Below are 22,591 nucleotides of genomic sequence, written 5' to 3'. Positions count from 1 at the left end.
GAGACGGTCGTATCTGGCGGGGGTATTGTAGTGCGACGGCTTCGCGCCGTTCGGCTACTGTATCCTTCCTCAAGCATCGTCGCGTACCCTTCGCCGACTGAAGCTCCTCCCTCGCATCTCCATGCTCCGGACGCCCGAAATGCATCTCAAAGACCTGAAGAACAAGAAGCCGGCCGAGCTGGTCGCGATGGCCGAGGAACTCGGCATCGAGAGCGCGTCGACGCTGCGCAAGCAGGATCTGATGTTCGCGATCCTCAAGGTTCAGGCCGAGCAGGGCGAGCAGATCATGGGCCTCGGCACGATCGAGGTGCTCCCCGACGGCTTCGGCTTCCTGCGCAGCCCCGAGGCGAACTATCTCGCAGGTCCCGACGACATCTACATTTCGCCCAACCAGGTCCGCAAGTTCGGCCTGCGCACCGGTGACACGGTCGAAGGCGAGATCCGCGGGCCGAAGGATGGCGAACGCTATTTCGCGCTGGTGCGCCTCACCGCGGTCAATTTCGACGATCCCGATGCGGTCCGTCACCGCGTCAATTTCGACAACCTCACGCCGCTCTATCCCGAGCAGAAGCTCACGCTCGACCCGTCCGACCCGACCGTCAAGGACAAGTCGGCGCGTGTGATCGACATCATCTCGCCGCAGGGCAAGGGCCAGCGCACGCTGATCGTCGCGCCCCCGCGCGTCGGCAAGACGGTGATGCTCCAGAACATCGCCAAGGCGATCACCGACAACCACCCCGAGGTGTTCCTGATCGTCCTGCTGATCGACGAGCGCCCCGAGGAAGTCACCGACATGCAGCGCTCGGTCAAGGGTGAGGTGGTCAGCTCGACCTTCGACGAACCCGCGACGCGCCACGTCCAGGTCGCCGAAATGGTGATCGAAAAGGCCAAGCGCCTGGTCGAGCACAAGAAGGACGTCGTGATCCTGCTCGACTCGATCACGCGTCTCGGCCGTGCCTACAACACCGTCGTGCCGTCGTCGGGCAAGGTGCTGACCGGTGGTGTGGATGCGAACGCGCTCCAGCGCCCGAAGCGCTTCTTCGGTGCCGCGCGTAACATCGAGGAAGGCGGATCGCTCTCGATCATCGCGACCGCGCTGATCGATACCGGCAGCCGCATGGACGAAGTGATCTTCGAAGAATTCAAGGGCACGGGTAACTCCGAAATCGTGCTCGACCGCAAGGTCGCGGACAAGCGCATCTTCCCGGCGCTCGACGTCGGCAAGTCGGGCACGCGCAAGGAAGAGTTGCTGGTCGACCAGAGCAAGCTCTCGAAGATGTGGGTGCTGCGCCGCATCCTCATGCAGATGGGCACGATCGACTCGATGGAGTTCCTGCTCGACAAGATGAAGAATTCGAAGACCAACGAAGACTTCTTCGAAAGCATGAACCAGTAATCATTTCCGCTGCACAAGACCTGGTGCCGAAGGGTAAAGACTAGGCTTGCGCAGATGTTCAGCGGTTTGGAATGGCCGGGATGGGGGTGATGCCCGATCCCGGCCATTGCCGTGTGGGGTAGCACCATGTTCGATATTGCCGACGTCTTCACCGCCGCGGGGCTCGCTACGCTGGGGCAGGTGATCCTGATCGACCTGATCTTCTCGGGCGACAATGCGATGGTTCTCGGCACGCTTGCCGCGGGGCTTCCACCCAAGCAGCGCAAGCAGGTGCTCGGGCTTGGGATCATCATGGCATTGGTGTGCCTGATCGGCTTCGCGCTGATCGCGACGCAGTTGCTCCACGTCGTCGGGCTGCTGCTGGTCGGCGGGTTGATGCTGTTGTGGGTGGCGTGGAAGCTGTTCGGCGAAATCCGATCGCATGGCCCTTCTGAAGACATCGACGCAGCCGGACACGTTCCCAAGCGGCCCAAGAGCTTTGCGCAAGCCGCGGTCCAGGTCGCGATCACCAATCTTTCGCTGAGCCTCGACAACGTTCTGGCGGTGGCAGGCGCGGCGCGTGCGCACCCTTCGGTGCTGTTCTTCGGGCTTGCGCTGTCGGTCACGCTGATGGCGGTCGCGGCGAACTTCATCGCGCGGATCATCGGTAAACATGCCTGGATCGCCTATATCGGGCTGATCGTCATCCTGTTCGTCGCCGGGCGGATGATCTTCGACGGGGTGGTCGATCCCGAGGTCGGCGTGCTGGCATGGCTCGCGCGCCGCTGACCGCTGCAGGGGGCGTTGCGGTCCAGGCATGATCGCGCGCATACAGGGCCATCAAGCAGCGCGGCGGCTCGCCCGCTCGAGCGGAGAAGCCACGATGAAGATCAACGTCGAAGTCGACTGTACGCCCGAGGAAGCACGGCGGTTCATGGGGCTGCCGGACATGGCGCCGGTGCACGATAAATATCTTCAGATGCTGACCACCTCGATGGACGGCTCGGTCGCGCCCGAGATGCTCGAGACCGTGATGCGCAGCTGGATGCCGATGGGCGATGCCGGAATGGCGATGTGGCGCCAGATGTTCGAGACCGCGACCAAGAAGTGACGGGCGACGGCACGATCTACGCGACGTCGAGCGGTGCGCCTCCCGCGGCGATTGCGATTGTGCGGGTCAGTGGGGCAGGGGCGTGCGGCGTTGCGACCGCGCTTGCCGGATCTGTGCCGGCACCGCGGCGGGCTTCGGTTCGCGCCTTGCGGCACCCTTACACGGACGTGCTGCTCGATCGCGCGGTTGTGCTGTATTTCCCCGGGCCGACGACCGCGACGGGCGAAGATCTGGTCGAGTTTCATGTTCATGGCGGTCGTGCGGTCGTGGCAGCCGTCGAGGCGGCGATCGGATGCGTTCCGGGGACGCGGCTGGCGGACGCCGGCGAATTCACCCGGCGGGCGCTCGCGAACGGGCGGATCGATCTGACCGAGGCGGAAGGGCTTGGCGATCTGCTCGCTGCCCAGACCGAAAGCCAGCGCAAGGCGGCGCTACGTGTCGCAGAGGGCGGGCTGCGGGCCGAAATCGATCGCTGGACCGATGCCTTGGTGGCGGTCGCCGCGGAGATCGAGGCGGCGCTCGATTTTTCGGACGAGGACGATGTCAGCGATGTGCCGGTCGAGCGGACGATCGCAAAGATTGCCATCATCGCACAGGGGATCGATCACCTGCTCGCCGCCCCGCCGGTCGAGCGGTTGCATGACGGCGTGCGCGTGGTCATCGCTGGACCGCCCAACAGCGGAAAATCGACGTTGCTCAATGCCTTGACGGGACGAGACGTGGCGATCGTGTCCGCGATATCGGGGACCACGCGCGACCGGATCGAGGCTTCGGTGGTCCGGCGCGGGATCGCCTACACGGTCACCGATACTGCCGGACTGACCGACACGCCGGGGGATGAAATCGAGCAGATCGGGATCGAACGCGCGAGGTCGGCGATGGTGGGTGCCGATATCGTCCTGTGGCTCGACGATGCGGCGCCCGATCGCGACGAGTATCTGCTGGTCCATGCGCGTACTGACGTTGCCGGACGGGAGCTCAGCCCCCCGGGGCGTTTGGGGATTGCGGCAAAGTCCGGGGTTGGGGTCGACACGCTTTGGGAGGAGATAGAGCGGCGCGCTGCGCAATTGCTCCCAGAGGAGGACGCATTGACGATCAACGTGCGGCAACGCGCCTTGCTTCGCACCTGCACCATCCGTCTGGGTGCAGCGCAGCATCAACGCGACCTGTTGGTCATTGCCGAGGAGGTGCGCGCAACGCTGCGGCTGTTCGATCAGGTGACCGGACGGAGCGGGATTGAGAATGTGCTCGACTCGATCTTCAGCCATTTCTGCATCGGCAAGTGATGTTCCACGTGGAACGTTTTGACAGCAGGTGCGTGGCGACCTAGCGAGACAGTATGGAACAGTTCGATGTTATCGTTGTCGGCGGCGGTCACGCCGGGACCGAGGCGGCTGCCGCGTCGGCGCGACGGGGTGCGCAAACTGCCTTGGTCAGTTTCGACGCGAGCAAGATTGGTGCGATGTCGTGCAATCCTGCGATCGGCGGGCTAGGCAAAGGGCATCTGGTGCGGGAAGTCGATGCGTTCGATGGGCTGATCGGGCGTGCTACCGATCGCGCGGGCATTCACTATCGCATGCTCAACCGCAGCAAAGGCGCAGCTGTGCAAGGTCCGCGGGTGCAGGCCGATCGCAAACGCTACGCCGCGGCGATCCAGGAAATGCTCGCGGAACAACCGTGCCTACATGTCGTGACTGGCGAGGTAATCGCGCTGATCATTGACGACACGCAGACCGTGACCGGGGTGACGCTGGCGGACGGTCGACACCTTCGGTCACGCTCGGTGATTCTGGCAACGGGTACGTTCCTCGGTGCGCGGATGTTCTGCGGCGAAGACCGCAGTGTCGGTGGACGGATCGGCGAAGCAGCCGCCTCAGAACTGGCAGCGCAACTCTATGCCGCGCAACTGCCGATGGCGCGGCTGAAGACGGGAACGCCACCCCGGCTTGATGGTCGCACGATCGACTGGGCAGCGCTTGCGCAGCAACCGAGTGACGCCGATCCCTGGACGATGTCGCCCGCGTCGCCATCCCGCTTTCTGCCGCAAGTGCATTGCGCGATTACGCGCACCACGCCGGCAACGCATGACGCCATTCGCGCAGGACTCGATCGCTCGCCGTTGTTCGGCGGAGATATCGCGGGGCAGGGGCCACGCTATTGCCCGTCGATCGAAGACAAGATCCATCGCTTCGGCGACCGCGATGGACATCAAATCTTTCTCGAACCGGAAGGCCTGGACGACCATATCATTTACCCGAACGGCATCTCCACCTCATTGCCGCTCGATATCCAGCAGGCGATGATCGCGACGATCCCCGGCCTCGAACACACCACAATCCTCGCGCCCGGATATGCGGTTGAATATGACCATATCGATCCACGCGCGCTGTCCCCGACGCTCGAGGTACGCGACATGCCGGGGCTGTTCTGTTGCGGGCAGATCAACGGTACGACGGGGTATGAGGAAGCGGCGGGGCAGGGACTCGTGGCGGGGATCAATGCGGCCGCGCGGGCGATGGACCGGGCGACGTTGGTGCTCGATCGGGCATCAAGCTACCTGGGGGTGATGATCGACGATCTCGTCCTGCAGGGGATTACCGAGCCGTATCGGATGCTGACCGCGCGCGCGGAATTCCGCCTGCGGCTTCGCGCAGACAATGCGGAAACGCGCCTATCGGACATCGCGGACGGCCTGGGATGTCTCGGGCCCAAGCGTCAGGCACGCCTGCAGGCACGGCAAGAGCAGCTTGCTCATGTCGCCGCGGTTCTCGACCAGAAGGTGTCGAACGCGACTCTGCGCGAACGGGGTGCGCCGATCGAAGCCAATCCCGAAATTCGCAATGGGGCGGAATGGTTGCGGGTTGCGGGGGTCACGCTCGATATGGTGGTGCCGCAACTGAGTGACGCCATCGCGGTCGATGTGCGAAGCGAGGCGGCCGAGGATGCACGCTACGCGCCTTATGTCGAGCGGCAGGAGCAGGAGGTCATCGCCTTGCGTGCGAACGATACGATCTTGCTTCCGGTGGACTTGGCGTTCGATGCGATTGCGGGGCTATCGACGGAAATGATCGAACGACTGACAGCAGCGCGACCCGCGACGCTCGGTGGCGCAGGGCGGATCCGCGGCATCACGCCCGCCGCCCTGACGGCGATCCTCCTCCATGTTCGGCGAAGGGCAGCATGACCGAAGACGAAGCAAAGGGCTGGATTGCCGAGCGGCATGGAGATGCGGCGGTCGATCGACTGACGGTGCTAGTCGATCATGCCGTCAATGAAACGCTCCGCCAGAACCTGATCGCGCCATCAACGGTCGATCACATCTGGAATCGGCATATCGTTGATTCAGCGCAGTTGCTCGTCCATGCGCCCGACGCCGGGCATTGGCTGGACGTCGGCAGCGGTGCAGGATTTCCCGGGATCGTACTTGCGATCCTCGGCGCGCATCATATCAGCCTGGTTGAACCGCGCCGTCGTCGAGCCACCTTCCTGTCGGACCTTGTCCAGGCACTCGATCTCGACGCGGCGCGTGTGCAGGTGCAGTGTGCCCGGGTAGAGACCGTCGCGGTTCCCGCCGATGTCATCACCGCGCGCGCAGTCGCCTCGCTCGACAATTTGTTCGACTGGTGCGCGCGATCAGCCACGATAAACACACGGTGGATCCTGCCAAAAGGCAAGTCCGCGCTGGAAGAGGTGGCCAGTGCGCAGAAGGCATGGCATGGTGTGTTTCACGTGGAACATAGCATCACCGACCCAACGTCGATGATCGTACTCGCATCAGGGGTGACACGTCGATGAACGTCATTGCGATCGCGAATCAAAAAGGCGGCGTGGGAAAGACCACGACAGCGATCAATCTTGGCACTGCGCTCGCCGCGACGGGGTTGCGGGTGCTGTTGCTAGACCTCGATCCGCAGGGAAATGCTTCGACCGGGCTGGGCATCAGTCGTGCGGATCGGCTGCATTCGACCTACGACATATTGCTCGGCGAAGTGACGATCGAAGCCGCCGCGGTTTCTACGGTCGTCCCGTTGCTGGACGTCGTGCCGGCGACGGTCGACCTGTCCGGGGCAGAAATCGAGCTCGTGGAATATGAGGAACGCACCCATCGCTTGTCGCGTGCGCTGGCACGATCCGACCATCGCTGGAACGTGGTGCTGATCGATTGTCCGCCGTCATTGGGTTTGCTGACGCTCAACGCGCTGGTGGCGAGCAACGCGTTGCTGGTGCCGCTGCAATGCGAGTTCTTCGCGCTCGAAGGGCTCAGCCAGTTGCTCAACACGGTCGAGCGGATCCGCGAGCGGTTCAACCCTGGCTTGTCGATCATGGGGGTCGCGTTGACGATGTACGACCGTCGCAACCGGCTGACCGAACAGGTCGCGACCGATGTGCGCGCGGTGCTGGGGAAGGTGGTGTTCGACACCGTGATCCCCCGCAACGTCCGCCTGTCGGAAGCGCCAAGCCACGGGCTTCCGGCATTGATCTACGACCATAGGTGCCTGGGGTCGGAAGCGTATATCGCGCTGGCCCGCGAGATGATCGACCGCCTGCCGACCCAAATCGCCCCTCAGCCAGCCAGAGCCGCATGACCGACGCACCAACCCCGCTTTCCCGCCCGAAACCCCGCTCCGGCCTTGGCAGGGGCCTGAATGCCCTGATGGGCGACCTTGCGCGCGAGGAGCCGGTCGGTGGTGCACAGACGGGGACCTCGCCGGGGATCCGGTCCTTACCGGTCGGGTCGCTGACCCCGCATCCGGGTCAGCCGCGTCGCCATTTCGAGGAAAGCGCGCTCGAGGAACTCGCCCAGTCGATCGCGCAGCGCGGGCTGATCCAGCCGATCGTCGTGCGGCCGCATGGCACGGGCTATCAGATCGTCGCGGGCGAACGCCGCTGGCGCGCTGCACAGCGCGCGCGGCTCCATGAAGTCCCGGTAATCGTCCGCGACTTCGACGACACGCAGACTCTGGAAGTCGCGCTGGTCGAGAATATCCAGCGGCAGGACCTCAACGCGATCGAAGAGGCCGAGGCGTATCAGCGGTTGATCGCCGATTTCGGGCATACCCAGGATGCGCTCGGCAAGCTCGTCCACAAGTCTCGCAGCCATATCGCCAATCTGCTGCGGCTGCTCGAATTGCCACGGCAGGTGCAGGAACGGGTGCTGCACGGGAAGCTGACGATGGGCCACGCGCGCGCGCTGATCGGCGCGCCAGACGTCGAGGCGCTCGCGGACAAAGTCGTCGATCGTGGGTTGTCGGTCCGCGATACGGAGAAGCTCGTGCGCGCGTCCAAGCCAAGCCAGCGTGATTCGGACAGTCGCGGGGATGGGGCAGGGCGCGATCCCGACCTAGCGGCGCTGGAGCATCAGCTCGGCGATCTGCTCGGGCTTGGCGTCCGGGTCAATTACGGGCCCAAGGGCGGCACGTTGACGCTGAGCTATTCGACGCTCGATCAGCTCGACATGGTGTGCCAGCGGCTGACCGGCGACCGGCTCTGACGCTGGTTTAACTGTTCTGGCGCGCCGCAATGCGCGCAACCGCGACAATCGCGTGATCCGCTAAGACGCTGCCCGCATTGTGCGGTGCCATCGTCGCGCGTTCGGCGCGGCGGACGCGGTCGATCGCGGCGCTGATCGCGGGTGCCGACCAGATCCGCAACGCGCGCGTGGTGGCCGCCCGTTCGCGGAAGAAGACGCGTTCCATCAGCGTGTTGGCGTTCGCACCGCCATCGATCTCGGCGCGCAGTTCGGCCAGGGCCATCAGGCGGCGCACCAATTGCCGAAGCAACGGGATCGGCGAGCTGCCCGCAACCGCAAGCCGTGCGAGTTCGTCCGCGAGCCGGTCCGGCCCGCCATCGATCGCCGCCTCGATCGCGCGCGAGATCTCGGAATCCCCAAGGTCGGCGCCGATCGCATCCAACGTCGTATCATCGAGTTCGCGCGGGCGTTCGGGCGCTGCATCGAGGAACAAGGCGATCTTCTCGAGCTCGCGGCTCATCACCGCGCGGTCGCCGCCCGCCGCCGCAGCGATGCGCGCGGCGGTCGATCCGGTGGTGCGCAGGCCCTGTTCGCGCGCGATGCTGGTGGCGAGCTTGTCGGCTTCGCCGGCATCCGGGACATAGAAGGCGCAGACCATCGCACGCGGTTCGGCGGTCGCGAGCTTGACGAGGCCCGACGATGCCTTGGCGCTGGGGGCGATGACGACCACCGGGTTGCCGCTGCGTTCGGCCGCAAGCAGCAGCGTGCAGGCGGCGACGCTCTCCTCGCCTGCGCCTGCGACACGGATATGGCGTGCGGTCCCGAACAACGAGAGCGATGCGGCTTCGTCGGCGAGCAGGCCCGGGTTGGCCTTGATCTGCCCGGGGTCGAGATCGACCCGTTCCGCATCGGGGCCGAGCGCACGTGCCAGGCGGTTGGCGACGTCGCGTGCGCCCGCCTCATCCGGGCCGTAGAGGACGTACAACCGGACGTCCGGGCTGACCGCGTCGATCGCACGAGTCAGCTGGTTGAGCGTGGCTTTCACGCGGGGTGCGCCCGGGCGGCGTCAGCGCGCCGCACGGTCGCCCGAACGGCTGACATAGGTGGCAACGCGCGTGACGATCTGATCCGCGACGATCTGCGAGAGCCGCTCGAGCGCGGTGTTTTCCGCCGCGATCGTTCCATATTCGGAGCGGACCGAGTCGATTCCCGCGTCCGATCGTGCTGCGGCGTCGAGCAGCACCGCACCGTTGCTGAGATCGACGAGCTGATAGCGCGCGCGCAACGTGCGGCGTTCGCGCGAGATACTGTCGTCGCGCCGGATGCCGAGACCGATGATCTTGTCGTCCAGCTTGATCTCGAGCCGGTAGCGCGGCGTCACGCCCTGACCCGTGTGCAGGCGGTCGCGGAGCGCGTTGCCCATCAGCCAGCCCGCCTTGCCTTCCATCGGCGCGACATCGACCTGTGCGAGCGTCGTGGCGACCGTACCCGTGCTGCCGCCCGAATAGAGCGGCCGCAGGCCACAGCCGCTGAGGGCGAAGGCGCTGGCCGCCAGGAGGATGGGGAACGCGCGCATCATGCGACGAGGTTCACGAGACGGTCGGGCACGACAATGACCTTTCGCGGGGTCTTGCCTTCGAGCGCGCGGACGATCTTGTCCGACGCGAGCGCGGCGGCTTCGAGCACGTCACGCGCAGTGCCCTTGGGCATGACCAGCGTGTCGCGGAGCTTGCCGTTGATCTGCACCGCGATCGTAACTTCGTCCTCGACCAGCAACGCAGGGTCGACCTCGGGCCAGGGCGCGTCGGCGATCAGGCCGTCGTTTCCTGCGGCGGCCCAGGCTTCTTCCGCAATGTGCGGCGCCATGGGTGCCACAAGCCGCATCAGCGTCGCGATCGCAGTGTCGCGCGACGCGGAGGGGGCGGCGCGCTCGATCGCATTGACCAGCTCGAACAGCTTGGCGACCGCCTTGTTGAACGCGAGCGACTCGATATCGACCGCGATGCCGGCGATCGTCTGGTGAAGCTTGCGGTCGAGCGGGGCGTCGACGGTGCCGGATTGGCCGCTCTTGTCGCCATCGAATAGCCGCCAGACGCGCTGGATGAAGCGCCACGAGCCTTCGATCCCGCTTTCGCTCCACGGCAAGTCGCGCTCGGGTGGAGAGTCCGAAAGCATGAACCAGCGTGTCGCGTCGGCGCCATATTGGTCGACGATGCCGGTGGGGTCGACGGTGTTCTTCTTCGACTTCGACATCTTCTCGATGCGGCCGACCGTGACCGCCTCGCCGGTCGCGCGCTCGACATAGCCGTCGCCACGCTTGTCGATGTCGTCGAGCGACAGCCACAAGGGCTTGGTGATCGTGTCGGTGCCGTCGGTGCCAACCTCGGTCACCTGGCGGCTATAGGTCTCGTGCGTGACCATCCCTTGCGTGAACAGCCCCGCGAACGGCTCCGCTACGTCAAGCATCCCGATATGCCGCAGTGCGCGCGTCCAGAAGCGTGCGTAGAGCAAGTGGAGGATCGCATGCTCCACGCCGCCGATATATTGCGCGACCGGAAGCCATTGCTCGGCGACCGCGCGGTCGAACGGCTTGTCCTTGGGCTGGCTGGCGAAGCGGATGAAATACCAGGAGGAATCGACGAACGTGTCGAGCGTGTCGGTCTCACGCCGCGCAGCCCCGCCACAGGACGGGCAGGGGACGTTCTTCCACGTCGGATGCCGGTCGAGCGGGTTGCCGGGGATGTCGAAGCTGACGTCCTCGGGCAATACGACCGGGAGCTGGTCTGCGGGGACCGGCACCGCGCCGCACGCGTCGCAGTGGATGATCGGGATCGGCGTGCCCCAATAGCGCTGGCGGCTCACGCCCCAGTCGCGCAGGCGGAACACGGTCGATCCGGTGCCCCATCCGCCATCCTCCGCGCGGGTGATGACCGCGCGCTTGGCGTCCTCGATGTCCATGCCGTCGAGGAAGTGCGAGTTCACCAGCGTGCCGGGGCCGGTATAGGCGGTGTTCCCGGTGAACAGCGGATCGGTGACGTCGCCATCGGAGACGACACGCCGCACCGGCAGGTCGTACTTGCGCGCGAAATCGAGATCGCGCTGGTCGTGCGCCGGAACGCCGAACACCGCCCCGGTGCCATATTCCATCAGCACGAAGTTGGCGATGTAGACGGGCAACTGAAGGTCGGGATCGAACGGATGCTGCGCGGTCAGCCCGGTATCGAAGCCGAGCTTCTCCTGCGTGTCCATCTCCGCTGCGGTGGTGCCGCCGCGCTTGCACAAGGCGATGAACTCGGCCGCTTCGGAACTCCGCTCGGCGAGCGCCTGCGCGATCGGATGATCCGCCGCGACCGCGACGAAGCTCGACCCGAACATCGTGTCGGGGCGGGTGGTGAACACCTCGACCGAGTCTATCCCCCTCCCGCTTGCGGGAGGGGTTAGGGGAGGGGCTGTCGGATTAGCGGCGGTTGAGGTCTCGACAGGCCCTCCCCCGGCCCCTCCCGCAAGCGGGAGGGGAGAAGAAAGCGTGAACCGGAACTGCAAGCCGCGGCTGCGCCCGATCCAGTTTTCTTGCATCAGTTTGACCTTGTCGGGCCAATGCTCGAGCGCACCCAGGCCCTCGAGCAGCTCGTCCGCGAAATCGGTAATCTTGAGGAACCACTGCGACAGCTTGCGCCGCTCGACCAAAGCGCCCGAACGCCAGCCGCGCCCGTCGATCACCTGTTCGTTGGCGAGCACGGTCGTGTCGACCGGATCCCAATTGACCGAGCTTTCCTTGCGATAGACAAGGCCATGGCGGAACAGCTCGAGGAACAGCGCCTGCTCGTGCCCGTAATAGTCGGGCTCGCACGTCGCCAGCTCGCGCGTCCAGTCGAGCGCAAAGCCAAGCCGCTTCAACTGCGCCTTCATCGTCGCGATATTGTCGCGGGTCCAGCCGCCCGGATGGACGCCCTTTTCCATCGCCGCATTCTCGGCAGGCATGCCGAACGCGTCCCAGCCCATCGGATGGAGGACTTCCATCCCCTGCATCCGGCGGAACCGCGCGAGCACGTCGCCCATCGTATAGTTGCGGACGTGGCCCATGTGAATCTTCCCCGACGGATAGGGGAACATTTCAAGAACATAGGAACGCGGCTTGGGACTGTCGTCACGCGCGGCGAAGGTGCGGCGGTCGTCCCACACCTTCTGCCATGCCGCGTCCGCCTTCAGCGCATTGAAGCGTGACGCCATTGGTTGGGTATTCCTACTGGGTTACGGCAGCGCGGCGCAAATCGCGGGCGCGCGTGAGGATGATGTCTTCGAGCTTCTGGACGGTCGATGCCTGGACTGGCGCCGCGACCCACTGGCCGCCCTGGTTGACCTGGCGGAGCGAAGCGACGCGCAGGCCATCGGCGCGCAGATCCTGGTCGAGGATCGTCACGGTCACCTTGACGCGCTCGGTCGGCGCGGCGGGGTTGATATACCAGTCGGTGACGATCACGCCGCCGTTGGAATCGGTCTGGAGCAGCGGCATGAAGCTCAGCGTGTCGAGGCTTGCGCGCCACAGATAGGCGTTGACGCCGATCGTCGTGACCTTGGAGGCCGCGAGGTCCGGGCCCTTCGGGCGACCGCCCTTATGCCCGCACGCACCGAGTGCAAGCGGGGCGATGAGCGCGAGCGAAAGCATAATCGCAGTGCGTGGGCGGCGGATCATCGGCGGTTCCTGAACAAATCGGAGTGTCGGGGGTTCGGGCGATATCTATAGAATGTCCGGCGCTTGCCGCAAGCAGGACCTCGGTACCGCGATCCGGTGCGCGGGGTCGTTGCTCGGCGGAATGTGGAGATGTTCCATAGTGTGTCCCTGACGACACTGTCGGGGGAAAATGAGTCTGAATGGTGGCGCTACCGGATTGAATCATGGTAGCCGCTTCGCAACATGATAGTGCCGTATAGGTACACGTGAAGGGGTCTGAAGTGTCGCTTGGTCGTTGGATGTCAGGGATTGCCGCGGGAGCGCTGATTGCGCTCGGCATTGCCGTGGCTCCGGCAGTCGGCGCCAGCGAAGCACCCGCACCGCGACTCGTAACCAAGCACAGTGCCCAGCTGGTGCGCGGCCTCGGATCGTTCACGCCGGCGTCTGCCGACCCGCGCCTCGCGGCGATGTTCGCGCGCGGTGGCCTCGACACCAGTGGTTTCCGCTTCACGCCGTCCGACACGCGCCGCGAAGGCAGCCGTGCGGTGACGGTCGCGGTCCAGGCGCGCTCGGCGCGTGGTCTGATCGCACGCGCGGATCGCGCATCGCCGATCCCGGCATCGACGGTCGCGCTGACGCCGATCGCGTATAATCTGGGTGTTGCGGTCGGCTGGAAGCGGCTCGCGGTATCCGGCGATGTCGCCAAGGTCGATCTCGCCGGCGTCCCGGGCAGCCGCGAAGCCGCCGATATCGGCGTGAGCTATACCGGCAAGCGCTTCTCGGGTCGCGTCAACGCGATGGCGGATCGCCCGCTCGCCAATGGGCCGAAGCTGGTCGAGGATCCTGCAGCCTATTCGCTCGACGTGGCCGGGTCCTATTCGCTGACGCGTCGCCTCGATGTGACCGCGGGCGTGCGGTACAAGAGCGAGCGTGACCGCCTGATGCAGCAGCCGACCGACGACCGCCGCGACAGCCGTGCGGTCTATATCGGGACTGCCTTCCGCTTCTAACGCGTGGTCAAGCCGTGCTGAACGGCATGCCTTCTTTGTTGAGTGTACGACCGCATAACCCGCTCCGCTCAGGGTGACTGGTTCGATGGTACGCTCATCGACCGATCAAGCCCGCAGAAACGCTCACTCCGGAGTCAGCGCGTCGATCGCTGCCCAACCAACAAACCCAAGCCCCGCCAGCCGCCTATAGCGTCGGGCATTCATCCCCCCCAAGGCAATGGCAGGCAGACCGACGGCGCGTGCGATCGTCGCGGCGCGCAGCGGCCCCAGGAAGGGCGCCCCAGGATGCGTGCGCGTGGCATAGACCGGCGAGACGAACACCAATGCCGCCCCCGCCCGCCGCGCCGCGAGACCTTCGCGGACCGAATGCGCGCGCCCGATCCGGATCGGCGCGGTCTTGGGGGAGGCTTCGTCGATCAATAGCAGCCCGTGCCGTCGGGCGAGGCGCGCCATCCGCCGTTTCAATAGCAATCGTTCGTCGGAGGGGGTGGTATGATGCCGGAGCACGATCCCGCTTCCGCGTGGCAGGCGGGCAATCGCATCCCACAGGCGCTCCCCCATCCGCTCGTCGGTCATCAGCCAAACTGCGGGAAGCTTGCGATCGCCGGATCGGACGGGGTGACGAAGGGCCATCACACCGCCTATAGCGCGCCCCATGTCGACCGCCCATCCCGCCACCCCCGCCGCCCGTCTTGCCGCCATCACTGCCAGCATTGCGCATTCTGCCGAACTGGCGGGCCGCAAACCCGCATCCGTGACGCTGATCGCGGTTTCCAAGACCCGAAGCGCGGAGGAGATCACCCCGCTGCTCGACGCCGGGCAGCGCGCGTTCGGGGAAAACCGCGTGCAGGAGGCACAGGGGAAATGGCCTGCGCTGCGCGAGGCCTATCCCGACGTCGAACTCCATCTCGTCGGGCAGTTGCAATCAAACAAGGCCGAGGACGCGGTCGCGCTGTTCGACGCGATCCATTCGGTCGATCGCGTGTCGCTGGTGACCACGCTCGGCAAGGCGATCGACAAGCTCGGGCGGCGCCCGGCGTGCTTCCTGCAGGTCAATATCGGCGACGAAGACCAGAAGGGCGGCTGCGCGATTGGCGCGCTGCCGGATCTGATCGCCGCGGCGCGCACTGCCAACCTACCCGTCGCCGGGCTGATGGCGGTTCCCCCCGCCGATACCGAAGCGGCACCCTATTTCGCGCTGCTGGCAAAGCTCGCGCGCGACAACGGGCTCGACGCGCTCAGCATGGGCATGTCGGGCGATTATGAAACCGCGGTGATGCTGGGCGCGACACATGTCCGCGTCGGCACCGCCCTGTTCGGAGAACGAACATGATATTTCTCGGAGAACGTGCATGAAGTTCGATGGCCTGATCTTCGATTTCGACGGTGTCTTGATCGAGAGCGAAGAAGTCGGAAATCGCCATATCGCGAGTTACCTCACCGCGATCGGGCATCCGACGACGCCTGAGGACAGCTATGCCAATTTCATGGGGCTGTCGGGGCCGCAGTTCATCAGCGCGCTCGAACAATGGATCGAGCGGCCACTGCCCGAGGATTTCTACGCGCACCGCGCGATCGAGGACGATCGTGCGATGCGCGAGGGCGTAGGCGCGGTCGAAGGCGCGGTGCGCTTCATCGAGGCGCTGCCCGCGGACTTGCCCAAGGCGATCGCCTCGTCGAGTTCGACCGCGTGGATCCGGCGGCATCTCGCGCATATCGGGCTGGAGGGGGCGTTCGGCGACCTGATCTTCTCGGGCAAGGAGCATGTGACGCACGGCAAGCCCGCGCCCGACCTGTATCTCCACGCCGCGCGCGCGATCGGCGTCGATATCACGCGCTGCGCGATCCTCGAGGATTCGCCCGTCGGCGCGACTGGGGCGGTGGCATCGGGAGCGCATGTCATCGGGTTTGTCGGCGGATCGCATTGCGGGCCCGACCATGCGGACAGGCTGCGGGAGATCGGGGTGCACGACATCGCGGAGGACTTCGGTGAGGTACGGCGGTTGCTGGGGTAGGGTGCTCCATCACCCCCACCGTTCGTTTCGAGCGTAGTCGAGAAACCCGGCACCAGCGCAGGTTTCTCGACTTCGCTCGAAACGAACGGATGGGAAAGGCGAGGGGAGGGCGTTCCTCGCCCCTACCGCGTAGCTCTTAGAACTGGTGCCCGGTCCGATCCCGCTTGGTCGCGAGATAGCGTTCATTATGCGGGTTCGCCGGAAGGATGTGCGGCACGCGCTCCGACACTGCGATCCCCGCCGCCTCAAGCTGCGCGACCTTCTGCGGGTTGTTGGTCAGCAACCGCACGCGCGTCTGCCCAAGCAATTCGAGCATCCGCGCCGCCACCGCGAAATTGCGCGAATCAACCGCAAAGCCGAGCCGGGTGTTGGCATCCACCGTGTCGAACCCCTGATCCTGCAGCGCATAGGCGCGCAGTTTGTTGATCAGCCCGATCCCGCGGCCTTCCTGGCGCAGATACAGCAGAATTCCCCAGCCGCTGTCGCGGATCGCGCGGATCGCGCCGTCGAGTTGCGGACCGCAATCGCATTTGAGGCTGCCGAGCACGTCACCGGTCAGGCATTCGCTGTGCAGCCGGACCAGCGGCGCGCGATCATCGGGCTGGCCGATCAACAGCGCGATATGTTCGCCGGGCATTTCGGGGGTGCGGAACGCGACGATCTCGGCATCCTCGGCATCCGCGACCGGCAGATGCGCGCGCGTCGCGATCGCGAGCCGCGCGGCGTCTTCATGCGCGACGATGTCGGCGGGGGTCAGCACGAGCGCCGCCTGCTCGTCCGCAATCGCGAAATAGGCCGGGAGCACGCCGCCCACGCGCGCGAGCGTCAGGGCGGCGCTGGCGGCTTCCAGCGCCGCGACCGGAATCGCGCGGAACGGCCCCTTGAACGGTGTGTCGAGATCGAGCTGCGGATCGGACAGCGCGGTCGCCATCGCAAAATCGACCCACGGCGCGCGTTCGATCAGCACCGGGGCATCGGGCTCGGCGGCATCGCGCTGGTTCGCAAGCTTGAGCGTCGCCGCACGCCCCGCGGAGAGCAGCACGGGTGCCACGCCCGCGGGATCGAACGCAGCGAGCCGCACCGGGTCCGCGGTTTCGATCGGCAGCAGCGCAAGCATGCCGTCCGCACCCGCGATCGCGATCGGCCAGCCACGCCGCAGCGCGTCGATCGCCAGTGCGGTCTTGTGCGCGTCCCCCGCGGTGGTGATCACAGAGTGAATTCGGTCATGATGGGCACATGGTCGGAGGGTTTGAGCCAGCTGCGGCATTCCTCATAGACATGGTGCCGCACCGCCTTCGCCGCAACATCCGCGGTCGCCCACATATGATCGAGCCGCCGTCCGCGATCGTTGACCGTCCAGTCGGCCGAGCGATAGCTCCACCAGGTATGGAGCCGCGCGGGGGCAGGGTGGAAGTGCCGCCCTAGATCGACCCAGCTGTTCGATGCCTTGAGCCGGTCGAGCGTGTCGACTTCGATCGGGGTGTGGCTGACGACGCCGAGCAACTGCTTGTGTCCCCAGACGTCGGAGGGCAGCGGCGCGATGTTGAAATCGCCGACGAGCAACGTGGGGACGTCGAGCCCTGCCGACCAGTCGATCATCCGGTCGAGGAAATCGAGCTTCTGCCCGAACTTGGGGTTCACGTTGCGATCGGGGACGTCGCCGCCCGCGGGAACGTAGACATTCTCGATCCGCATGCCGTTGTCGAGCCGGACGCCGACATGCCGCGCTTCCATGTTCGCCTGCCAGTCGAACCGGTCGTCTTCCGCGAGCGGGACGCGCGACAGGATCGCGACGCCGTGATGCATCCGCTGGCCGTGGAGCACGATATATTTGTACCCCAGCGCGCGAAACGCGGCGAGCGGGAAGTCGCGATCGATCACCTTGGTTTCCTGCAGGCACAGGATGTCGGGGTCGGCCTCGCGCAGGAAACGCTCGACGATCTCGATGCGGAAGCGCACCGAATTGATATTCCACGAAACGATCTTCAGGGTCGTCATTCGGAGTGTGTAGCCGCGCGGTTCCGACAGCGCCAGTCGGTGACGCGCATACAGAAAGGCCCCCGCTCCGGGGGCATGGAGCGAGGGCCGACCTAGCGTTCGTCACGCAGGCGGGAAGTGGTGCGTCCGGGCAACAGGGGGAAAAATCCCGGCTCACCCCACATCCGCAAGGTCGCTTTAGGCTTCCAAACCTGTCGCCAATATGAATGGCATCACTTTTTTCCGGTCGCGCGAACGGGATCGTTCCACTTGAACGCATTGTCCGCGACGGGAGCGTTGAATTGCTGGTTCGAGAGTTTGACCGTCGTCCGGTTGTTCTGCGAATCGAGCGTGACCCAACCCTGCAGCATCAGCCCGTTGGGGGCGGCGGCATTGCGTTTGAAGACGAGGTTGATCCGGCCGTATTCGGGATGCTTGGGGTCGGCAGCATCGACCGAGACGAGATCGGGATTGCCGGTCGGAACGACGGTCGCGATGTTGCTCATGTCGCGCGACGGATCGAGCAGGATGCCGAGCGGCGATCCGCCGATCGGCCAGCGCTGCTTCTGCCCGACGGAGTAATCTAGGAACCACAGCGACTTGCCGTCCGCGACGATCAGGATCGGCACGCCCTTTTGATATTGGAAGCGGATCTTGCCGGGCTGCTTGAGCGTCAACGTGCCGGTCAGCACCTTCCCCGAACGATCGGTCTGCGCGAAGTCGGCGGTCATCGATTTGACCGCCTGGAGGTGCTTCTGCACCAGCGTCAGGTCGGCGGACGGTGCGGCCATCGCCATAGCGGGAGCGGCGAGGAACGGGACTAGAAGCGAATAACGAAACGACACGAATGATCTCCTGACGCGGGGGCGGGAGCTCCCGGCTGATATAGAGGCGCTTCCCCGGCGAAGGCCGGGGCCCAGCAGGACAGGCCAAGGTAACGCGCGCAGCACCTGCTTCTATCCGCCCGCTCCTGGGCCCCGGCCTTCGCCGGGGAAGCGCACGCCTGTCAAAGCGCCCTTTGTGAAACGATTTTTCCCTAAAGCCAGTGCGCGCTTTAACACCCCGTGAACCGACCGCGCACCCCTCAGACCGGATGCCCATCCCGGTCGCGCAGCACTTCGCGCCGTCCAACATGATCGGGCCGGCTCACCACGCCGTCCTTCTCCATCCGCTCGATCAGCCGTGCCGCGTTGTTATACCCCACGCGCAACTGCCGCTGGACCCACGAGGTCGACGCCTTCTGGCTCTCGCACACCAGTTGCACCGCGGCGCGATATTGCTGGTCTTCCTTGCTGTCCTCGCCGGTCGGCGCGCCGTCGAGCGCGAAGCTCTCCTCGGGCTCCTCGGTGACCGACTGGATGTAATCGGGCTGGCCCTGCGCGCGCCAGTGATCCGCGACCGCGCGGACTTCGTCATCCGACACGAACGGCCCGTGGACACGGACGATTCCCTTGCCGCCGGGCATATACAGCATGTCGCCCTTGCCGAGCAGTTGCTCCGCGCCCTGTTCGCCGAGGATGGTGCGCGAATCGATCTTGGAGGTGACGTGGAAGCTGATTCGCGTCGGCAGGTTCGCCTTGATCACGCCGGTGATGACGTCGACCGACGGACGCTGCGTCGCCATGATCAAATGAATGCCCGCCGCACGCGCCTTCTGTGCCAGCCGCTGGATCAGGAATTCGACTTCCTTGCCCGCGGTCATCATCAGATCGGCGAGCTCGTCGACGATCACGACGATTTGCGGCAACACCTGATAATCGAGCGTCTCTTCCTCGTAGATCGGCTGGCCGGTCTCGGAATAGCCGCACTGCACCTTGCGCCCGAGCGGCTGGCCCTTGGCCTTCGCCGTCTTCACCTTCTCGTTGAAGCTGGCGAGACTGCGCACCCCCATCGACGACATCTGGCGATAGCGATCCTCCATCTGCTCGACCGCCCATTTGAGCGCGCGGACCGCCTTGGCGGGATCGGTCACGACCGGGGAGAGCAGATGCGGAATGTCGTCGTACATGCTCAGTTCGAGCATCTTGGGATCGATCATGATCATTTTGCACTGATCGGGCTTCAACCGGTACAGCAGCGACAGGATCATGCAGTTGAGCCCGACCGACTTGCCCGAGCCGGTGGTGCCCGCGACGAGCAGATGCGGCATCGGCGCAAGATCCGCGATCACCGGATCGCCCGCGATGTTCTTGCCGAGCACCAGCGGGAGCGAGGCGGACTGATCCTCGAAGGTCTGCGACCCGATCAGCTCGTGCAGGCCGACCATCTCGCGCCGCACGTTGGGGAGCTCGATCCCGATCACGGTCCGCCCGGGGATCGTCGCGACGCGCGCCGACACCGCGGACATGTTGCGCGCGATATCGTCGGCGAGCTGGATCACGCGGCTCGCCTTGATCCCGCTCGCGGGTTCGAGCTCGTACATCGTGACGACCGGACCGGGCCGCACGTTGATGATCGAGCCCTTGACGTGGAAATCGTCGAGCACCGTCTCGAGCAGCCGCGCATTGCGTTCGAGTGCTGCCTTGTCGATCTGCCCGCCCGGCGCAGGCGGCGTCGGGATCAGCAGGTCGAGCGGCGGAAGCTGCGTGTTGTCGCCGAGATCGAGCGAGGTCTGTTGCGTCCGCGGGCGTGGCGGCGATTGCGCGACCTGCCGGTCCGAGATGACCGGGCCGGGGCGCGGATCGGGCGCGGCAATCGCGCGCGGCATCGACACTTTCCGGGTCGGTTTGGCGTCATCATCGACCGAATCCTGCACGAAATCGTCGTCAAACACGTTGGTTTCTGCTCGATTCCGGCGCGTTTCGCCCAGCCGTTTGGCGATCCGCGGGATGCGGAGCGTCCGCTCGGCCATGTCGATCGTGAAACTATACGCCCACAACACCAGCGCGGCGATCCCGAACGCCGTCGCGATTCCGCGCGTCGTCCACAGGATCGCGACCGGATCGCCGAGCAGCCCGATCGCGAGTCGTACCAGATTGGACAAGGCCAATCCGAACACGCCGCCATACCCTGCGGGCAACCAGGCGACCGCCGCACCCGAGACCAGCGCGAAGGTCGTCCCCGCCAGCAACGTGCCGCCCACCGACGTCAGCAGCATCCGCCGCCAGCGCCCGACCGGCACGTCGCGCCAAAGTCTGAGCGCAATCAACAGGATAGTCGGCAGCAGCAGGACAACAGCAGGCCCGAAAATCCAGAAGGCCGCGTCGGCAACGAGCGCACCGGGACGCCCGAGCCAGTTGTGCGCGGGTCCCGCCGAGGCGGTGTTGAGCGACGGATCGCTCGCATGATAGCTCGCGACGACGATCACCATCAGAACGACGAGCGTAAGCAGCGAGAACGCGCCGAGCAGCGCGCCGCTGCGCACGGCGCCTGCCTTGACCGTCTCACGCCAGAGCGGTGGCTGCGCTTGGCTCGCCATGAAATGTCTTCCCGATGTTCGCTGTCTGTGCCCGCGGAATCATCGCCTTCTCACGCGGTCGCGTCAAGTTTTCCGCGATTGGCAGCGTCGTATGAGAGGCTTACAGACGGGGCATGGATACAGCAGACGTCATCATTCTCGGCGGCGGACTCGTCGGCAGCGCGCTCGCAGTGGCGCTCGATGCGCACAACATGTCGGCGATCGTCATCGATATCGCGGACCCCGAAGTCATTCTCGCGGCAGGGTTCGACGGGCGCGCCTCGGCGATTGCGGGGGCACCGTGGCGGATGCTCGGCGCAATCGGCGTGGCGGAAAAGCTCGCGGCAATCGCGTGTCCGATCAAGGGGATCCGGGTGAGCGACGGGCTGGAGCCCGGTGCGCTCGATTTCGAACCCGATTCGGACGAGGAGGCGCTTGGCCATATGGTCGAGAACCGCCGGCTGCGCGCCGCGCTGTTCGAGGCGGCATCGGCGGCAAAGAACGTCGACGTGCGGATGAAGACGCGTGCAGTGTCGGTCGATCGCGCAGCCTCGGGTGTCACCGTGACGCTCGATTCGGGCGCGGTGATTCGCGCGCCGCTACTGATCGCGGCAGAAGGGCGCAATTCGCCGACGCGCGAGGCAGCGGGGCTCAACGTCGCGCGCTGGACCTATGACAATGCCGCGATCGTCACGTCGCTGCACCACGAACATTCCCACGAGAACATCGCGTTCGAGATATTCTATCCCGACGGCCCGTTCGCGATCCTGCCGCTCAACGACGACGAGCAGGGGCATCGTTCGTGCATCGTCTGGTCGGTGACGCGCGACCAGGCACCGGGAATGATGAAGCTGTCGGATCGCGGCTGGCTCGCGGAGGCGGACAAGCGAATCGGCGGGTTCCTCGGCAAGTTGGGGCCTCTGGGCGCGCGGTCGAGCTATCCGCTCGGCTTCCATCATGCCGCGAAGATCGTGTCGGACCGGCTCGCGCTGGTGGGCGATGCGGCGCACGGGATTCATCCGATCGCGGGGCAGGGCGTCAACGTCGGCTTCCGCGATGTCGCGACGCTGGTCGAGGTGCTGGTCGAGGGGAAGCGGACCGGGCTCGACCTCGGCGATCCCGCGCTGCTCGCACGCTATGACCGGTGGCGCAGCCTCGATACGTTGATGGTCTCAGTGGCGACCGACGGGCTGACGCGGCTGTTCGGCGTCAAGGGCAAGACCGCCAATGTGGTGCGGCGCTTCGGGCTGTCCGCGGTGCAGAAGATGCCGCCGCTCAAGCGCCGTTTCATTGCGGAAGCGCGCGGCGAGAGCGGGAATGTGCCGAAGTTGTTGCAGGGGATGATGGTTTAAGGGGCGTAGCGTACCCTCCTGCCGTTCGTTTCGAGCGACGTCGAGAAACCGTAACACGCGCTGTGCCGGGTTTCTCGACTTCGCTCGAAACGAACGGGGTAGGGTTATGCCGGACTGATTTCTTGCGTTACCCCAGTCCGTTCACCCTGAGCGAAGTCGAAGGGCCAGCGCTGGGCATGGGCTTCGACTGCGCTCAGCCCGAACGGTGGTGG

At 65.5% G+C, this 22,591-nt stretch carries 21 protein-coding genes; 12 read left to right on the top strand and 9 right to left on the bottom strand.

The window, feature by feature from the left end; translation table 11 throughout:
* Positions 1–139: 139 nt before the first annotated feature.
* From rho to AC3WJR_RS15820, 8 genes are all read left to right on the top strand, one after another.
* Entirely contained in the window at positions 140–1,396 is a 1,257-nt protein-coding gene (rho, locus tag AC3WJR_RS15855; RefSeq protein ID WP_277969826.1) for a transcription termination factor Rho, read from the top strand.
* A 126-nt stretch (positions 1,397–1,522) separates the two neighbouring features.
* Positions 1,523–2,164: a YjbE family putative metal transport protein gene (locus AC3WJR_RS15850; RefSeq protein ID WP_492725933.1), complete on the top strand. Its 642-nt coding sequence runs from the start codon at positions 1,523–1,525 to the stop codon at positions 2,162–2,164.
* A gap of 94 nt (positions 2,165–2,258) precedes the next feature.
* Positions 2,259–2,486, top strand: coding sequence for a DUF6489 family protein (locus AC3WJR_RS15845; protein ID WP_354279396.1), 228 nt, complete (start codon positions 2,259–2,261; stop codon positions 2,484–2,486).
* Positions 2,483–3,772 carry a tRNA uridine-5-carboxymethylaminomethyl(34) synthesis GTPase MnmE gene (mnmE, locus tag AC3WJR_RS15840; RefSeq protein WP_492725931.1) on the top strand — a complete coding sequence of 430 codons (1,290 nt, stop codon included), beginning with the start codon at positions 2,483–2,485 and terminating at the stop codon, positions 3,770–3,772. Before AC3WJR_RS15845 ends, mnmE begins: the two co-directional genes overlap by 4 nt.
* 53 nt (positions 3,773–3,825) lie before the next feature.
* Positions 3,826–5,670 carry a tRNA uridine-5-carboxymethylaminomethyl(34) synthesis enzyme MnmG gene (gene mnmG / locus AC3WJR_RS15835; RefSeq protein ID WP_492725929.1) on the top strand — a complete coding sequence of 615 codons (1,845 nt, stop codon included), beginning with the start codon at positions 3,826–3,828 and terminating at the stop codon, positions 5,668–5,670.
* Positions 5,667–6,281, top strand: a complete 615-nt coding sequence (rsmG, locus tag AC3WJR_RS15830; protein ID WP_492725927.1) for a 16S rRNA (guanine(527)-N(7))-methyltransferase RsmG — start codon at positions 5,667–5,669, stop codon at positions 6,279–6,281. Before mnmG ends, rsmG begins: the two co-directional genes overlap by 4 nt.
* Entirely contained in the window at positions 6,278–7,072 is a 795-nt protein-coding gene (locus tag AC3WJR_RS15825) for a ParA family protein (protein ID WP_492725925.1), read from the top strand. The genes rsmG and AC3WJR_RS15825 overlap by 4 nt, the downstream gene beginning before the upstream one ends.
* Positions 7,069–7,977 carry a ParB/RepB/Spo0J family partition protein gene (locus AC3WJR_RS15820; RefSeq protein WP_492725923.1) on the top strand — a complete coding sequence of 303 codons (909 nt, stop codon included), beginning with the start codon at positions 7,069–7,071 and terminating at the stop codon, positions 7,975–7,977. The genes AC3WJR_RS15825 and AC3WJR_RS15820 overlap by 4 nt, the downstream gene beginning before the upstream one ends.
* Before the next feature lie 7 nt (positions 7,978–7,984).
* Here AC3WJR_RS15820 and AC3WJR_RS15815 read toward each other — a convergent pair whose 3' ends face one another.
* From AC3WJR_RS15815 to AC3WJR_RS15800, 4 genes are read right to left on the bottom strand one after another with little or no spacing between them, the layout of a single operon-like run.
* Complete coding sequence (locus AC3WJR_RS15815) at positions 7,985–9,001, bottom strand: DNA polymerase III subunit delta (RefSeq protein ID WP_492725921.1); 1,017 nt, start codon at positions 8,999–9,001, stop codon at positions 7,985–7,987.
* A 21-nt stretch (positions 9,002–9,022) separates the two neighbouring features.
* Positions 9,023–9,535 carry an LPS assembly lipoprotein LptE gene (gene lptE, locus AC3WJR_RS15810; protein ID WP_492725919.1) on the bottom strand — a complete coding sequence of 171 codons (513 nt, stop codon included), beginning with the start codon at positions 9,533–9,535 and terminating at the stop codon, positions 9,023–9,025.
* Positions 9,532–12,186 (bottom strand): leucine--tRNA ligase, encoded by a 2,655-nt coding sequence (leuS, locus tag AC3WJR_RS15805; protein ID WP_492725917.1) that lies wholly within the window; start codon positions 12,184–12,186, stop codon positions 9,532–9,534. The genes lptE and leuS overlap by 4 nt, the downstream gene beginning before the upstream one ends.
* A gap of 13 nt (positions 12,187–12,199) precedes the next feature.
* Positions 12,200–12,649, bottom strand: coding sequence for a DUF3576 domain-containing protein (locus tag AC3WJR_RS15800; RefSeq protein ID WP_354278721.1), 450 nt, complete (start codon positions 12,647–12,649; stop codon positions 12,200–12,202).
* A gap of 278 nt (positions 12,650–12,927) precedes the next feature.
* Between AC3WJR_RS15800 and AC3WJR_RS15795 the strand changes: the two genes are divergently transcribed.
* Positions 12,928–13,638: a hypothetical protein gene (locus AC3WJR_RS15795; protein WP_492726196.1), complete on the top strand. Its 711-nt coding sequence runs from the start codon at positions 12,928–12,930 to the stop codon at positions 13,636–13,638.
* A gap of 123 nt (positions 13,639–13,761) precedes the next feature.
* Here the strand turns inward: AC3WJR_RS15795 and AC3WJR_RS15790 are convergent, their stop codons facing one another.
* Positions 13,762–14,271: a thiamine phosphate synthase gene (locus tag AC3WJR_RS15790; protein WP_492725916.1), complete on the bottom strand. Its 510-nt coding sequence runs from the start codon at positions 14,269–14,271 to the stop codon at positions 13,762–13,764.
* A 22-nt stretch (positions 14,272–14,293) separates the two neighbouring features.
* Here AC3WJR_RS15790 and AC3WJR_RS15785 point away from each other — a divergent pair, with 22 nt between their 5' ends.
* Together AC3WJR_RS15785 and AC3WJR_RS15780 are read left to right on the top strand one after the other, a co-directional pair.
* Positions 14,294–14,971: a YggS family pyridoxal phosphate-dependent enzyme gene (locus AC3WJR_RS15785; protein WP_492725914.1), complete on the top strand. Its 678-nt coding sequence runs from the start codon at positions 14,294–14,296 to the stop codon at positions 14,969–14,971.
* A gap of 19 nt (positions 14,972–14,990) precedes the next feature.
* Positions 14,991–15,653, top strand: coding sequence for an HAD family hydrolase (locus AC3WJR_RS15780; protein WP_492725912.1), 663 nt, complete (start codon positions 14,991–14,993; stop codon positions 15,651–15,653).
* A 136-nt stretch (positions 15,654–15,789) separates the two neighbouring features.
* On the opposite strand, the gene ribA is transcribed toward AC3WJR_RS15780, so the two are convergent.
* From ribA to AC3WJR_RS15760, 4 genes are all read right to left on the bottom strand, one after another.
* The gene (ribA, locus tag AC3WJR_RS15775; protein WP_492725910.1) at positions 15,790–16,863 is read right to left on the bottom strand and encodes a GTP cyclohydrolase II; all 1,074 of its coding nucleotides are present in this window, start codon (positions 16,861–16,863) and stop codon (positions 15,790–15,792) included.
* A complete protein-coding gene (locus AC3WJR_RS15770) occupies positions 16,860–17,651 on the bottom strand; it encodes an exodeoxyribonuclease III (RefSeq protein WP_492725908.1) in 792 nt (263 codons plus the stop codon). Before AC3WJR_RS15770 ends, ribA begins: the two co-directional genes overlap by 4 nt.
* Before the next feature lie 212 nt (positions 17,652–17,863).
* Complete coding sequence (locus tag AC3WJR_RS15765; protein WP_492726194.1) at positions 17,864–18,427, bottom strand: LolA family protein; 564 nt, start codon at positions 18,425–18,427, stop codon at positions 17,864–17,866.
* A 287-nt stretch (positions 18,428–18,714) separates the two neighbouring features.
* Positions 18,715–21,048: a DNA translocase FtsK gene (locus tag AC3WJR_RS15760; RefSeq protein WP_492725906.1), complete on the bottom strand. Its 2,334-nt coding sequence runs from the start codon at positions 21,046–21,048 to the stop codon at positions 18,715–18,717.
* Positions 21,049–21,161: 113 nt separating this feature from the next.
* Between AC3WJR_RS15760 and AC3WJR_RS15755 the strand changes: the two genes are divergently transcribed.
* Positions 21,162–22,379, top strand: a complete 1,218-nt coding sequence (locus AC3WJR_RS15755) for a UbiH/UbiF/VisC/COQ6 family ubiquinone biosynthesis hydroxylase (protein WP_492725904.1) — start codon at positions 21,162–21,164, stop codon at positions 22,377–22,379.
* Positions 22,380–22,591: the final 212 nt, after the last annotated feature.

Source organism: Sphingomonas sp. FW306-05-A, from assembly GCF_058782275.1.
Note: the sequence above shows the minus strand (reverse complement) of the source record. Positions and strands in the feature narration are given on the sequence as shown.

Bases quoted from the DNA above. Each gene is read 5' to 3' on its own strand.
- rho (WP_277969826.1), top strand. From the start codon at position 140: ATGCATCTCAAAGACCTGAAGAACAAGAAGCCGGCCGAGCTGGTCGCG.
- AC3WJR_RS15850 (WP_492725933.1), top strand. From the start codon at position 1,523: ATGTTCGATATTGCCGACGTCTTCACCGCCGCGGGGCTCGCTACGCTG.
- AC3WJR_RS15845 (WP_354279396.1), top strand. From the start codon at position 2,259: ATGAAGATCAACGTCGAAGTCGACTGTACGCCCGAGGAAGCACGGCGG.
- mnmG (WP_492725929.1), top strand. From the start codon at position 3,826: ATGGAACAGTTCGATGTTATCGTTGTCGGCGGCGGTCACGCCGGGACC.
- rsmG (WP_492725927.1), top strand. From the start codon at position 5,667: ATGACCGAAGACGAAGCAAAGGGCTGGATTGCCGAGCGGCATGGAGAT.
- AC3WJR_RS15825 (WP_492725925.1), top strand. From the start codon at position 6,278: ATGAACGTCATTGCGATCGCGAATCAAAAAGGCGGCGTGGGAAAGACC.
- AC3WJR_RS15820 (WP_492725923.1), top strand. From the start codon at position 7,069: ATGACCGACGCACCAACCCCGCTTTCCCGCCCGAAACCCCGCTCCGGC.
- lptE (WP_492725919.1), bottom strand. From the start codon at position 9,535: ATGATGCGCGCGTTCCCCATCCTCCTGGCGGCCAGCGCCTTCGCCCTC.
- leuS (WP_492725917.1), bottom strand. From the start codon at position 12,186: ATGGCGTCACGCTTCAATGCGCTGAAGGCGGACGCGGCATGGCAGAAG.
- AC3WJR_RS15800 (WP_354278721.1), bottom strand. From the start codon at position 12,649: ATGATCCGCCGCCCACGCACTGCGATTATGCTTTCGCTCGCGCTCATC.
- AC3WJR_RS15795 (WP_492726196.1), top strand. From the start codon at position 12,928: ATGTCAGGGATTGCCGCGGGAGCGCTGATTGCGCTCGGCATTGCCGTG.
- AC3WJR_RS15790 (WP_492725916.1), bottom strand. From the start codon at position 14,271: ATGGCCCTTCGTCACCCCGTCCGATCCGGCGATCGCAAGCTTCCCGCA.
- AC3WJR_RS15785 (WP_492725914.1), top strand. From the start codon at position 14,294: ATGTCGACCGCCCATCCCGCCACCCCCGCCGCCCGTCTTGCCGCCATC.
- AC3WJR_RS15780 (WP_492725912.1), top strand. From the start codon at position 14,991: ATGAAGTTCGATGGCCTGATCTTCGATTTCGACGGTGTCTTGATCGAG.
- AC3WJR_RS15770 (WP_492725908.1), bottom strand. From the start codon at position 17,651: ATGACGACCCTGAAGATCGTTTCGTGGAATATCAATTCGGTGCGCTTC.
- AC3WJR_RS15765 (WP_492726194.1), bottom strand. From the start codon at position 18,427: ATGGCGATGGCCGCACCGTCCGCCGACCTGACGCTGGTGCAGAAGCAC.
- AC3WJR_RS15760 (WP_492725906.1), bottom strand. From the start codon at position 21,048: ATGGCGAGCCAAGCGCAGCCACCGCTCTGGCGTGAGACGGTCAAGGCA.
- AC3WJR_RS15755 (WP_492725904.1), top strand. From the start codon at position 21,162: ATGGATACAGCAGACGTCATCATTCTCGGCGGCGGACTCGTCGGCAGC.